This window comes from Chitinophaga cymbidii, assembly GCF_007992715.1.
GTDB lineage: Bacteria > Bacteroidota > Bacteroidia > Chitinophagales > Chitinophagaceae > Chitinophaga > Chitinophaga cymbidii.
In genome coordinates this window covers 1-12,825 of sequence record NZ_BKAU01000007.1, presented here as the reverse complement: position 1 = coordinate 12,825, position 12,825 = coordinate 1, and the positions used below count along the sequence as shown (strand labels likewise).

Annotated in this window: 11 protein-coding genes; all 11 read right to left on the bottom strand. The window is 49.8% G+C overall.

The genetic code is table 11. The features are described from left to right. Positions 1 to 3: 3 nt before the first annotated feature. Positions 4 to 813 carry an MbnP family protein gene (locus CCY01nite_RS24105; RefSeq protein ID WP_146867132.1) on the bottom strand — a complete coding sequence of 270 codons (810 nt, stop codon included), beginning with the start codon at positions 811 to 813 and terminating at the stop codon, positions 4 to 6. A gap of 14 nt (positions 814 to 827) precedes the next feature. After that, positions 828 to 1,880: a cytochrome-c peroxidase gene (locus CCY01nite_RS24100; protein WP_146867131.1), complete on the bottom strand. Its 1,053-nt coding sequence runs from the start codon at positions 1,878 to 1,880 to the stop codon at positions 828 to 830. 4 nt (positions 1,881 to 1,884) lie between these two features. Continuing rightward, the gene (locus CCY01nite_RS26805) at positions 1,885 to 2,190 is read right to left on the bottom strand and encodes a hypothetical protein (protein WP_222614490.1); all 306 of its coding nucleotides are present in this window, start codon (positions 2,188 to 2,190) and stop codon (positions 1,885 to 1,887) included. Next, positions 2,175 to 2,660 carry an MbnP family protein gene (locus CCY01nite_RS26800; protein ID WP_222614489.1) on the bottom strand — a complete coding sequence of 162 codons (486 nt, stop codon included), beginning with the start codon at positions 2,658 to 2,660 and terminating at the stop codon, positions 2,175 to 2,177. Before CCY01nite_RS26800 ends, CCY01nite_RS26805 begins: the two co-directional genes overlap by 16 nt. Positions 2,661 to 2,894: 234 nt before the next feature. Then, positions 2,895 to 3,281, bottom strand: a complete 387-nt coding sequence (locus tag CCY01nite_RS24090; RefSeq protein WP_146867130.1) for a hypothetical protein — start codon at positions 3,279 to 3,281, stop codon at positions 2,895 to 2,897. Positions 3,282 to 3,360: 79 nt separating this feature from the next. Then, positions 3,361 to 3,501, bottom strand: a complete 141-nt coding sequence (locus CCY01nite_RS26680; RefSeq protein ID WP_186831239.1) for a hypothetical protein — start codon at positions 3,499 to 3,501, stop codon at positions 3,361 to 3,363. A gap of 67 nt (positions 3,502 to 3,568) precedes the next feature. After that, complete coding sequence (locus CCY01nite_RS24085) at positions 3,569 to 5,251, bottom strand: FG-GAP-like repeat-containing protein (RefSeq protein WP_246130034.1); 1,683 nt, start codon at positions 5,249 to 5,251, stop codon at positions 3,569 to 3,571. Between the two features lie 206 nt (positions 5,252 to 5,457). Further along, complete coding sequence (locus CCY01nite_RS24080; RefSeq protein ID WP_222614488.1) at positions 5,458 to 6,351, bottom strand: glycerophosphodiester phosphodiesterase family protein; 894 nt, start codon at positions 6,349 to 6,351, stop codon at positions 5,458 to 5,460. A gap of 22 nt (positions 6,352 to 6,373) precedes the next feature. After that, positions 6,374 to 7,855 carry a glycosyl hydrolase family 39 gene (locus tag CCY01nite_RS24075; RefSeq protein ID WP_146867128.1) on the bottom strand — a complete coding sequence of 494 codons (1,482 nt, stop codon included), beginning with the start codon at positions 7,853 to 7,855 and terminating at the stop codon, positions 6,374 to 6,376. 15 nt (positions 7,856 to 7,870) lie between these two features. Further along, entirely contained in the window at positions 7,871 to 9,421 is a 1,551-nt protein-coding gene (locus tag CCY01nite_RS24070; RefSeq protein WP_146867127.1) for a RagB/SusD family nutrient uptake outer membrane protein, read from the bottom strand. A gap of 8 nt (positions 9,422 to 9,429) precedes the next feature. Then, positions 9,430 to 12,537, bottom strand: a complete 3,108-nt coding sequence (locus tag CCY01nite_RS24065) for a SusC/RagA family TonB-linked outer membrane protein (protein ID WP_146867126.1) — start codon at positions 12,535 to 12,537, stop codon at positions 9,430 to 9,432. Positions 12,538 to 12,825: the final 288 nt, after the last annotated feature.

Sequence of the window (12,825 nt, the reverse complement as noted above, 5' to 3'; positions counted from 1 at the left end):
AAATCAGTTTTCAGTGTGGTCGTGACGGAACATGGAGGCGTAGTTGTCAGCCATTTTAATGCTGTACTCGTGCAGCATGACCATCGGCCATTGTTCGATGCTGATCGTTTCGGTGCCGGTGAAGAACTTCGAGATATCCACCATCAGGTGGATGTTGGCCTCGCGTCCCTTGCGCGCCTTGGCAATGCCGCCTGCATTGAGATCGATCGTAATGGTTTTGATGTTGTTGAACGACGGGGAGCCATAGCCGCCGATATGATACCGGAACTTCCGGATACCTGCAGGATCAACAGGGGCCGATGGCGATGTGCCTTCCAGCTTGAAGAAGATATATCCCATCGTCCAGCCCCAATACATACCGTCTTCCATGCCGCCGGCCGGATCAAGCACGCCTTTGCGCTGGCTGAGGTCCATGGTATGGCGCAGGCTGTCCACGCCGAGCACAAAGGTCAGGGAAGTATATTCGCCTTCAGGAACTTTCACTTTAGCGAACCGCGTGGCGGGGTCGCTTTCGCGGATGAGGAAGTAACTGCTGTCCTGGGGAATGGTGTAAACAGTGCCGTCTGCTTTCTTCAGGCTGATATTGCTGATGAAGTATTGCAATATGTTGACGCTGAAGAACTCGCCCGCGGCATTTTTATAGGAACCAGTGTTGAGCTGAAGGTTCTGTCCGCCCACGATGTTGTCAAACTCTATGGAGAGCGGCACCAGTTCGTCGCTGGCGGGCGGGATGGTATCGTTGTCTTTTTTGCAGGATGCAAAGCTCAACATGGTGAGCAGTGCGAAAGTCGAAAATGTGGTTATCCGTTTCATGATTGTGTCGGTTTTCAGTTAAATGAATTGATGAATGTGCTGTCACTAAGGGTTTGAAGGAACGCGAGGATGTCGTCCTTTTCGCCGGCAGTGAGCGGGATGCCTGATATGCCCGGCGCCGGCTTCAGGCGTTCATCGAGCGTAGCTGATGACCTGGTGCCTTCGCTGTACTGGTTCAGCACCGTGCGCAGGTCGGCAAACCTCCCATCGTGCATGTACGGCGCGGTGAATGCGAGGTTCCGGAGCGTAGGGGTTTTATATTTCCCTTCGTCTTCAGGCAGGTAGGTGATCCGGCCACGGCCGAGATAGAGCCCTTCCAGCGGGCCGGCGTCGAAATGCTCATCCAGCCCGTTGTTATGATACCCGTTGTCCGTAAACAGCTCACCGGCATGGCAGCCCTGGCATTTCTGCCGGACGATCTCCATCCCGCGTAATTCGGCGGCAGACAGCACGCCCCCAGCCTCTTTGCGAACATACTTGTCGTACCGGGAACCCGCAGATATCAGCGACCGCTGAAACTGCGCCAGCGCCTTCACGACATTTGCCTGGGAAATACCTTGCGGGAACACCTCGCTGAAAAGCCGGACGTATTCGGGCACGTTCTTCAGTTCAGCCATCAGTTCGGCGAGATTCTGGTGCATCTCATCGGCAGCGGCAAGCGGCGCGAATGCCTGGGATTCGAGGTTGGTGGAGCCTCCGTCCCAAAACAGCCCGCTATTCATCCAGGCCATGTTCATCAGCGAGGGAGTGTGCCGGTGCAGTGGCGTTCCGGTAATGCCTGCATTGGAAAACACCATTCCGTCGCTGAACGCTTTCTCCGGACGGTGACAGGTTGCGCAGGAAATTTGGTTGTTGCCGGATAGCCGGGTATCGAAAAACAGCTTCCTCCCCAACGCTACACCATCTTTCGTGGTAGGATTATCCGGGAACGCCGGCATGCTTGGGAAATTCGCCGGTACGGCCGGGAACGCGGCAACGGGCGCCGGCTCGCTGCCGGGTTTGCTGCAGGAGAGCAGCAAACCCCACAGGCTGGCGAACCAGAAATGTCTTATGAAGCGACGCGCCATGCGATTATTTACCGGATTTCAGTGTGAACGCCCTGGTTTCATAATTGCTGGCCACAGCCTGCATTGCCTCAGCTTGTGCAGCGCCAATGATCGGGGTAGTGATAAGGTCCACGCCGTCGATCAGTTTGGCAACATCCGCCTGCAAGGAAATGGTGGTTTGTTTAGCGGAGCTGATTTTCACCGGCGAAGGCAGTTGCAGTGTCAATGTTTTGAAATTGGCGTTCATACCGGTTTCTACCTTGATGTTCTTTGTGGTGGCGCCTTCGGTCACTTTACCGTGCAGCGCGCTGAAGATTAGGTGGTATGCCACATCCAGGATACGTTGGTCATGCCGTTGAGCTGCGACAGTTCGCCGGCCTGCAGCGCGAGGTTGTCGTTATGCTGCTGATCAACGCCAATGGAGAAACGAACGGCTTTATATTCACCGAGCGGAATATCGGACAGCGTCACGTCTTCGCGTTTTTTCGCGGGATACTCGAAAGCACCATCCTGTACCGCGATCTTGTTCAGTTCTTCGATAAGATAGTATGAAGCCGGTACCTCGTATTCGGAGCCGTCCACACGTACCAGCACAACGTTGCTGATCCAGTAACGGAAGGCGGTGAATTGATAGGTGCGGCTATTGATCGTAAAATCTTTGTTCAGTGCGAAGTCTTCCGTGCCTACGCGGGAATCGAAGGTCAGCGTAGCTTTACCCGCATATTCGGTTTTGTCGTCATCTTTGGAACAGGCGGAAAGGAGAGCTACAGCGGTGGCGGCGGAAAGTATATACTTTTTCATGTAAGATGTTTGCGTTTATATTGAAATGGATGGGTATGGACATGCACTCTCCGGGCGCCGGATCATACCGATTTTTTGCCGCGTACCGGAACGGGCACGAAACGGTAATCGGATTCAATCCGGCACAAAACAGTCGTGCCATGTGATAGCGGACGTTGTGTTGAGAGAATGCAATGAAAAGCAGCATGTGCGCGGTCAGGCAGTCCTGCGGCACATAAGAATTATTTAGTGAGATCAGGCTATTGCCGGAGGATGGAAGATGCCGTGCGCATGGCCGGCAGCGGATCTGTTGTCCTGGAAGGACTGATGAGTGAGGAAGGATACATCCACATCGTCGAGTTCAAGCACGTCGACGGATTCGTAAATGTCGAAGGAAACGGATTTGATGCCGGTTTTGGAGCTTTGCGGATCGGGGGATTCGCCGGAGCGTTCGATCTGTTTGGAAAGGTGGCATTTACCGTGGCATTCCATGAGCGGTTTGTCGCGGTTCTCGCAAAGATTGGCAGCGATGAAAGTCTTGTTGATATTGTATTCCAGGCACATGAGAGGCAGCGCCATGGTTTTCACCATCAGCAGTGCGAGTGCATAAAATACGGCGATATATCTGAAAAGGATGTTCATTCCGGAAAGCAAAAATACACTTTACTGGTGTAATCAAAATGATTGAGATCATATTTCTGTAGTTTATGTCGCTGTAGGTTTAATTGCTGGAATTTCTGAACTCATTTGGCGAGCTGCCCACCCGTTGCACCACCGGCACGTTGGCGGCGATCTGGTGGCTGTCGAAACGGTGCAGCCCTACCCGGCAGAAGCCGCGCAGATTGCACGATCTGCGCGGCATTTTGATTTTTATCAGATGTTCAGTGGTAGCAAGAAAGTGGCACCAAAGTAACCTGACCTGATTTGACCTAATTCGCGAGATAGTTTCTCAACTCCCCGGTGTACTCCGCATAATTCCAGCGAACCATATCCGCTTTGCCATCACCGGTGATATCGGTAAAGAAAAGGTCGGTATTAACACTTTGGGAGGTACCCCTCAGCGAGTAGATCGGGCCTTTAAATTCTGTATCGGCATAGTATATCTTTGGTTTGCCTATATATGCGCTATGCCGCCAGTATATTTTATCGGCCCTGCCATCACCGTTCACATCGGCAAAATGGAATACCGTAGAGGCCACCCCGCTGGAAGCACCGGAATCACTGTATGCTGCGGAAGCCGTAAATGTGCCGTCGCCGTCCGAGAGGTATACCATCACCTTGCCTGAATTGAGCGAAGGATGCCATAACGCTTTATCTGCTTTACCGTCACCATTTATATCGGCATACCAGAATTTAGTGCCTGCCGTGGTGCTGGACCCGGTTGATCCTGATACTACAGTGGGGCTGAAGCTGCCACCTGATGTGGCCAGGTAAACACGGGTATGGCCTCCATCAAATGTCGCATTCCAGTATATTTTATCCGCCTTTCCATCGCCGTTCACATCTGCAAAATTGAACAATGTAGCGGCGTTTCCACTGGTCCCTTCAGGGTTATTGATAGCAGTTGAGCTGAAATTACCATTGGAGGTAGCCAGGAATACTTTGGTACGGCCGGAGTTCTGGGTGGGGTCCCATACAATTTCATCTTCCTTTCCATCACCATTTACGTCGGCATAATAATACCTGGTGCTGGCCAGTGTAGATGCTCCGGCAGGATGCTGGACCACCGTGCCGGAAAATGTGCCGTTGCCGTTTGACAGATACACCCGGGGATTACCGTTATCGAAGACCTTGTTCCAGTAGATCTTATCTTTTTTGCCGTCACCATTTATATCTGCAAAAGAGTAGACTGTGGCGGGATTGCCGCTTATACCAACATTATCGGTGACGGCAGGTCCGAATATTGCGGGAATATATGTAGCCATGATCGGCCAGTGGTCTGAAGCCCAGTTGCCATCAAAGCTGGTCTTGATAATGGTGGCGCCCGTAAAGGCCATGTCCCTGGTACTGGTGATCCAGTCGATTTTCTTAACTCCAACGCCAGTCCAGCGATGATAGGTATCGCCTTCTTCGTTCAGTGCATCTACAACGCCAAGGCCGTCCTTGAGAACTTCGATTTCAGTGGAGCCGGGTTCAGCATTGAAATCGCCAAACACGATCTCTGGCAGATTCTCGGTGTTATGCAGCTCAATAGCATCTACCAGAGTATTGGCGCCCTGGATCCTGATATCCTGCAATTTGTAATACCAGTGACTGTTGCTGATGAAGTATTTTTTTGCGGTGATCTGGTCTTGCAGGATCACCCAGGTAGCGGAATTGACAACTTCCTCGTTGCTGGGCAGTATTACCGTACCGCTGTCGAGCATGGTAAAGCGGTTTGCTTTAAAAAAAATGGCTTTGGGCACAACCACCTCAGTCGTCCTGTTAAAATATTCATCATAACCCAAATCCGCCATTTCCGCTCTGAACATGGGCTGGAATGCATTACCGGAAAATTCCTGCACACCCAGAATGTCCGGCGCATTGTCGGCAATGATCTGGACCATATAAGGCAGGCGCTCGAAAATGGTTTGAGAATCAGCCGGGCTGTTGTGCTTGATGTTGAAGGACATGACGTTGAAGGGATTGTTATTGGCCAGCAACAATTGAGGTCCTGTTGATAAAAATTCCGGGGCGCCGGCCTTTTCCTGATCCAGCTGGGGCTTTTTGCATGCTGCAAGGCAAAATAGCAGACCTGAGCACAGGAAGGTCTTTTTAAGCATTAAGTTTGCTTTGTTCATTTTGGTTGTAATTTAAAGGTTGTCTGTGATGAGAAAGATTATCTTCTATCATTAATCGCCTCTGATACTTCAATCGGCAAATCAGATTCCAGTACATCCACACCCTGGGCAAAAGTTTCTCTGTAGTTTTCCGCACGCTCCGCGGCATTGGGCAGCTTATCATAGGTAGGCGCCGCCGAGATCATGGCCATTACGCCTTTGGCATGCAGCATATCCAATAATATCTTGTTCTCCGGCTTGTTTTCAGGGCCTATATAAGCCATCATGTTCGAATACGGGATTCCGGCAGCCACGTATTCCGCAAAAGCTTCTTCTGTTTTCACCAGAACAGAGAACATCCAGTTTGGATTATAATCATGATAGAATTTCGCCTGCTCCGCTGTGTGAACAGTGATCATGATGATGTCGTTTTTACATTCGGTCAGGATTTTTGCTGTCATTTCTGGCGGAACATCTTTTCTATCCAGGTTCAGCACAGTTTTGCCCCTGCTCCAGAGAATAGCTTCTTTCAGCGTAGGGATCTTGTAATCTGTTACATGGCCTTCAGGGTCTCTTAATCTGAATTGCTGCAGTTCCGCATAGGTGTAGTCAGACACTTTGCCTTTTCCATTGGTCGTTCTGTCAAGTGTTGCATCGTGCATCAGCACCACCACACTATCTTTCGTCAAACGTGGATCTATTTCGTAAAAGGCAGGCGTATGCCGCAGCGTATTCTCGAAAGTTTCAATGCTGTTTTCGGGAAAACCTTTGACCATACCTCCCCTGTGGCCGCTGATAACGGGTGTGTTTTTCCCTTTATACCTGAAGAACTCCTTCAGCTCTTTTGTGCTTTTGATATTCAGCGTATGCATCTTCGGGGCAGTGGAAACACAGCTTACTCCCGAAATGCATAGCGCTAACATCGCGCTCAAACCTGTCTTTAAAAATTCCATAACGTGTGTGTTTATAAAAGTTTCAGTTTTTAATGTTGATAACGGTAACCGCAAAAGGCTTTACTGTGAAAGTATCCCCCTTAACCTGGCCGGCGGCTATCGGGTTGTCGCCGGTTGTTACATCTACGGTTTGCAGCGCGGCTCCGTCCATCGCAGGAAGCTTGATATCGATTTGCTTATTGACCTTGTTGATGAGCAACAGCTTTTTACCGCCATCAGCGGTTATAAATGCCTGGGCCGCAAGATGGGGGTTGTAGGAATTTGTGGTAACCAGCTTGTCCCCCGGCCCGAAGTTATCCTTGATCAGCTTCAATATCCAGTACCTTGCATTGGGCTTCCCGGTTTTCCAGTTGATCATCGTTACATCGGGGAACTGGGTGGGATAGCCTACCAACTGCGATTCAGCCACTACATCAATACCTATTTTGCTCAGTTCCACAAAAAGATAGGCGAACATGGCGCCCGACAGGTTCCAGTACCCATCGGGGATCACTCCTTTGTAGTCCCTGTTCTGCAGAATAGAACCGATCTCGTTGATGTGGGTAAAGGTGTTCGGCGCCAGCCGCTTGCGGATATTTTCAATGTAGCGCACACGGTCCAGAAAACCGTAGGCCTGGTCGAAAAATGAGTATTGATAGCTGTCGATACTTTGATCCAGCGAAGCAGGCCGGCCGTAAAAATGATAGGAAATACCATCCAGCGGCACACCTGGTTGATGGTTGGCCGGATCAAGGAAATACTCGAACCACTGCGGATCGTTTTCCAGGGCTACAGAGATGCCGACAAACTTCGTCTCGGGTGATATTTTTTTAAGCGCCAGAACAACTGCGTCGTAAATGCTGGTATACAGGCGTGGCGACATCCGGTGTTCCAGGTCGGGCTCGTTCAAAACTTCCCAGTAAGGGAAGTTGTAATTGTGCCCGGATTTGTGGAATGTACCCCGTTCATCGGTAAAGCCGCCTTTGGTATACCAGCTGAATACCCTTGCAAAGTAGTCTGCCACTTCCTTGCCGGTAGAATCGCGAAGTTCCCTGCCCTGATTATACCCCCAGAACGGCAGATCGGGATCAGCGGGGTATTGCACAGGGCGATCCGTTTTAAACATCCATACTGGTATGGTACTGAAATTAATGACGGGGGAATGTCCTTTGGTCGCCTCCATAAAATCTGCAAGCGGCGGGTCCGCATACTGAAAATCCCAGTAAGTTTCGGTGGCTGTTGGCGCTTTCAATTCTGCAACGGCCGCTTTGGGATACGGGTACCAGGGTACATAGCGCACATGATCGGCGCCCAGTTTTTTCAACGCCTCAAACGAGGCTTTGTGAATGGGCGAATTTGCGCGGAGCATAGGATTGTAAACCACCTGCAGCGTAGGTGTGGTTTTGGACACCGCCACCACATTATGCCAGTCGATAGCAAGGGGCCTTTCCTGCGCGGCAAGCTTTGCAAATGGCAGCAATGCTATGGCTACGATGGCCAGCCCTATTTTTGTTTTTTTATGCATATCTGAAAAGTTTCTTTATGGCAGATATCCGGGATTTTGTGTCAGTTCCGGGTTTAATCCACGCTCCGGTTGCGGGATCGGAAGCAGGAATTTATAAGCCTGGATATCGAATGCCGTTGGTGATAATAAGGGATATGTTGCTTTTGCCTTGATGGCATAGGCCTTCATGATTTCTAGGCCCTTCGGGTTTCGCTGAAGATCATTAAAGCGTTTATTTTCGAAGGCCAGCTCTACCCTTCTTTCATGAAAAATAATATCCCGCAGCACCTCTTTATCGGTTTCTGTAATGTTCCCCAGCCCGGCCCTGTTTCGCACGGCGTTTAACGGTGTCAGCGGCGATTTGCCCTGTTCATTCAATGCTTCCGCCAGCAGCAGGAGCGCTTCGGCGTACCGGTAGATCGGCCAGTTGGAGCTGGAGCTGCCTGCTGTGATGAATGGCACGTCCAGGTATTTTTTGATGTACGGCTGCCCTACTTTATTGGGAGCGGGGACATAGCCTAACACGCTTTTATTGGCAGACAATGTCATCACATAGCTGTCATCATAAGTACCTTCCGCGATAGCGATAGATGCGTCAAGACGCTCATCTCCCGGTTCATAGGCATCGATCAGGTCCTGAACGGGTTTGTTCCATCCCCCGGTGCTCACCGTGTTGCTGGATGGAGCGCCCGTGATCAGGGTGGTGTTGGTTGTTTTTGGAAGGAAGGCTTGCGGGAATGTATTAGGTTGATTGCCATTGCCGGTCACTGTCTGGTACTGCACCTCAAACAAAGACTCTTCTTTATTTTTATTGGCAGGTTTGAAAACATCGGCATAGCCGGTCAGTATCAGCTTGTATCCCATTGCCGGCAGGGTATTCAGCAGCGTTTCCGCTTCTTCGTATCTTTTTAAAGTGACATATACGTCCGCCAGCAATACCGTTGCAGAACCTTTGGTTGCTTCTCCGCTTTGCGGAAACTTGGCAGGGGGCTGCAATTCCGCGATCGCATCTTTACAGTCGGCTATGATCTGCGCATACACCTCTTCTACACTTGCCCGGGGTAAAAAGGCCTCCTCTGCATTGGTTACTTCCGTAAGATGCAGCGGAACGCCACCAAACAGGCGCACCAGCTTATAGTAATTCAGCGCCCTGATAAACTTGGCCTGTCCATCTGCTTTTGCCTTGCCGGCTTCGGTGGCGCTTTTCGCATCAGGTATGCGCCCGATCAGGATATTTGCTCTTGATATACCGGTATAGCAGTGAAAGTAAATAGAATTGATGTAGTCATTCGTGGGCTCATTGTTCCAGTCTGCCCCACTTTCCCGGAATACGTTGGCTGATCCCCTGTTATTGGGTGAAGGCTGGTAATGGGTATTGTCCGCATGCATTTCCGACGCGAAAAAGTCGTTCCAGAGAACGTCGCGGAGCGGAACATAGGCTGCTATGGCTGCCGATTGCAATTGTTCATCGGTCTGAAAAAAATTAGCCGCGGGTAAGGTGTCTTCCTCTAATAATGAAATATAGTCTTTATTGCAGGCCGTTATTGCCAATGCAAGAAACGCGATCAGTATATATATCTTTTTCATGTCTGTTACTATTTAAAAGTAGAGGTAAACCCTATTGAGAATGTTCTTGGTACCGGGTAGGCATTTTCGTCCACGCCAAGGCCAGCCGCCGCATCGCCGCCGCCTAAAGAAATTTCGGGGTTATAGCCCGAATAGCCTGTAATGATAAATGCCTGCTGAACCGATGCATAGATTCTCAGATTTTTCAGCATCAGGTTGTTTTTAAGGTTAAACCTGTAACCCAATGCAATGTTTTTTGCGGTAAGGTAGCTGCCGTTCTCTATCCATTGCGAGTTTACAGAGCGGCCGATGGCGGTGGTATTGACTAAAGTCCGCGGATATATACCTGAACCGGGGTTCTCCGGAGAACGCCAGCGGTCTGCCACTGCGGCCAGCGGCACCCTCGATCCGTCCATATTGGTCAGATATGCCCATCTGCTGGCAGCGAGAAGATCGCCGCCCACCTGTCCGGCCATCGTTATGCTCAGATCAAAATTTTTATAGCTGAAGTTGTTGGTCAAACCAAAAGTGAAGTCTGGTGTGGGATCACCGATGAAGGTCCTGTCGTTTTCGTTATCGATCACGCCGTCGCCATTGATATCCTTCATTTTCAGCGTACCTACCGCGGAATAGTTGGAACCCGATTCATATTTGGCGGAATTGGCCAGGTCCTCCTCATCTTTATACAAACCCAAGTGCACAAACCCGTAGAATTCCCCGAGGCGGTGGCCGATCTGATTTCTATAATAATCAGATAAAACCCCGGTATTTCTGCGGATATAGCCCGGGTCAACCAGATTTTTGATCAGGTTCCTTTCGAAGGAAACATTGACATTGGTTGTCCACTGCAGGTTGCCGGTCGTGTTCACGGTCGTAACCGTCAGCTCATGTCCCCAAAATTCAAACTGGCCGATGTTGAACTGAATGTTGGAAAACCCGGAGGCTCTCGGTATGGGCCTGACCTGGATCAGTCCGTCAGACATTTTGCGGTAATAGCCATATGTAAACGAGATCCTGTTGTTCAATAGCGCTACGTCAATTCCCAGGTCCAGCTGTTTATTTCTTTCCCAGGACAGTTGCGAATTGCCGAGTGTTCCGATAGTCTGCGCCTGTACCAGTGCCCCGTTAAGCATGTAATTGTATTTGTTCAGGGAAGACATGGCGGTAAAATTGCCAAAGTCATTGTTGCCGGTGACACCATAGCTGGCCCGCAGCTTCAGAAAATCAACCACTTTAAAGCGCTCCATAAATTTCTCGTCACTTACGATCCAGCCTGCCGATACCGCCGGGAACCAGCCGAACTTCCGGTCCGCGCCAAATCTTGATGACCCGTCACGCCTAACCGAGCCCTGCAACAGGTATTTCCCTTTGTAGCTATAATTTAACCGCCCGATTTCAGATAACATAGAGTATTGTGTCATACCGCCGGATGCGGCAGTGATCTCCGACGCGGCACTGATATAATGCACTTCATCTGTCGGGAAGCCTGTTGCGCTGATGGAATTGCTTTCCTCTTTGAATTTCTGCACGGCATAACCTGCCAGGGCCTCCAGGTGGTGGTCTTTAATGGTCTTCTCATAAGTCACAAAGGCCTCCCCGGTATATGAATAATTATCCACCGATGAGCTGATGGCAGTTGACCGGACAGACAGATTGGGCGATGTGTTGATGGCAACCTGGGGCAGATACTGGTTCCGTGTTTCAGCGCCCTTGTCAATACCCAGATTGGCTTTCAGGGTCAGTCCAGGCAACACCGTATAATTTGCATAGGCGTTACCCAGGATGCGGGTGGTCTTGTAGTCGTCCTGGCTTTCCTTTACCCGCGCCAACGGATTTACATACGATGTCATACCCGGCGAAGAAGCGCCGATCCTGTAACTCCCGTCCTCGTTATAAGGATTCAGGATCGGACTGGATTCCAGGATCTTTGCATAATATCCTTCTATGCCGTCTGACGGAAGCCTGTTGTTGTGGTCCATGCGGTAGCTGGACGACATGTTGAAACCAACCTTCAGTTTATTGTTAGCTAATGATAGAGCCTGGTTATACCGGAGTGAAAAAAGCTTTGAACCTGTATTGATGACCACCCCTTCCTGTTCTTCATACCCTGCTACTACCGCAGACGATGATCTTTCTTTGCCGGAGAGCAGGCTCAGGCTGTAACTTTGGATGGGCGCGGTTTGCGTCAGCAGGTCATGCCAGTCGGTACCTTCGCCGTAGCGTGTCATGTCGCCCTGGTACTCAGCCGGTATCGAGGCAGGATTTAAATTTTCATATTTTACCTTGTCTTCAAAACGTTCCTGCATAAACGTGCCCCACTCCGTACCGTTCATCACCTTCGGGATACGGTTTTGCATCAATTTCTGCCAGCCATAATTGGCACTAAAATCAATTTTACTGTCGCCGGCCTTTGCATGTTTTGTCGTGATCAGAATGACCCCGTTAGCTGCCCGTGAGCCGTATAAGGCAGTTGCCGACGCATCTTTCAGGATCGTAAACGATTCAATCTCGTCCGGGTTGATGTTGTTGATACTTCCGGTAATAGGCATACCGTCAATCACGAACAAGGGTTGATAACCGGTAGCAAGCGACGCGGCGCCACGAATGCGGAATGAAATTCCTCTACCAGGCTGGCCGCTGCTCTGCATTACATTCACGCCCGCTACCTTGCCCTGCAACTGCTGGCCGAATTGCATGACCGGCATATCTGCCAGGGTTTTCGATTCCACAGTTGCAACAGAGCCGGTAATTTCCCTGCGCGACTGCTTACCGTAACTGACCACCACTTCATCCAGCTGACCATTCGCGGTCATGCTGAAATTGACTGTTAAAGGCTGGCCCGCTACCACGGTAACACTCTTCTCTACATCCTGAAAGCCAATGTAAGATGCTTTAAGTTTGTAAGAGCCGGGCGCAACCTTAAAAGTGTAGTTGCCATCTGCATCCGTTTGAGTGCCGGTGCTTGTACCGGTAATAATAATAGTAGCCGCCGGTAAAGGCCCCGATTCATCGGTTACCTTTCCCTTGATGATGCCGGTCTTCTCCTGCGAAAAAGCAAAATTTGTGAATAAGAGCAGCGTTAAGACTAAACCACATAGCTTATAGCTACAAGATGTTTTGTAAATGTGTTTTCTCATAATGTGGATAATTGAGCAACTAATTTACTTACTAATAGCTATCAACTGTCCTGTGCTGTCATGAAATTAAAGTTAATTAAACGTTTTTATTAAGGTTTATTAACAAAAAAGTAGCGAAAAATTAATCATTAATTAACATAATTAAACATTGTGAAACGTTTCATTTGAAGGCGGAGGGGATAAAAGGCTTACCTGATAATGAGTTGAAAATTATCATATGTGGATGCTGACCGGTTCACCTTCGGAGTTGCATTACGAGGCGGTGACGAACCTCTTCCCGGAATAAAT